The sequence below is a fragment of the Acidisphaera rubrifaciens HS-AP3 genome, from assembly GCF_000964365.1.
GTDB classification, from domain to species: domain Bacteria; phylum Pseudomonadota; class Alphaproteobacteria; order Acetobacterales; family Acetobacteraceae; genus Acidisphaera; species Acidisphaera rubrifaciens.
Genome location: NZ_BANB01001049.1, coordinates 1 through 607 on the forward strand (window position 1 = coordinate 1; position 607 = coordinate 607).

Below are 607 nucleotides of genomic sequence, written 5' to 3' on the forward strand. Positions count from 1 at the left end.
GGCGGTGGCGCCGGGCGGCGCCGCGGCGGCCGAGGGCGAGGTGATCGGCGCCAGCGCCGCGATGCGCGAGGTGCAGAAGACGATCGGCAAGCTTGCGGACAGCGACGCGACCGTGCTGCTGCTCGGCGAGACGGGCACCGGCAAGGAGGTGGTCGCGCGCGCGATCCATCGCCACGGCCGCCGCGCCGCCGCGCCATTCGTCGCCGTCAACTGCGCGGCGATCCCGGGCGAGTTGCTGGAGAGCCTGCTGTTCGGCCATGTGCGCGGCGCCTTCACCGGGGCGGCGGCGGATCGCGCCGGATCGTTCCGCGAGGCCGATCGCGGCACGCTGTTCCTCGACGAGATCGGCGACATGGACCTCGCCATGCAGGCGAAGTTGCTGCGCGTGCTGCAGGAGCGCGTGGTCACGCCGCTCGGCGGCCGGCCGGTCGGTGTGGACGTGCGGCTGATCGCGGCGACGCATCGCGACCTCGACGCGCTGGTGCGCGACGGGCGGTTCCGCGAGGATCTGTATTACCGGCTCGGCGTCGTGCCGCTGCGGCTGCCGCCGCTGCGCGAGCGGCTGGCCGACATCGTGCCGCTTGCCGAGCATTTCCTTGCCGGCGCG

At 74.3% G+C, this 607-nt stretch carries 1 protein-coding gene; it reads left to right on the forward strand.

Going from position 1 to position 607, the window contains the following annotated elements:
* Positions 1-607 (forward strand): sigma 54-interacting transcriptional regulator (locus B8460_RS19980; protein ID WP_048863383.1); only part of this gene is annotated, 607 nt, incomplete at both ends.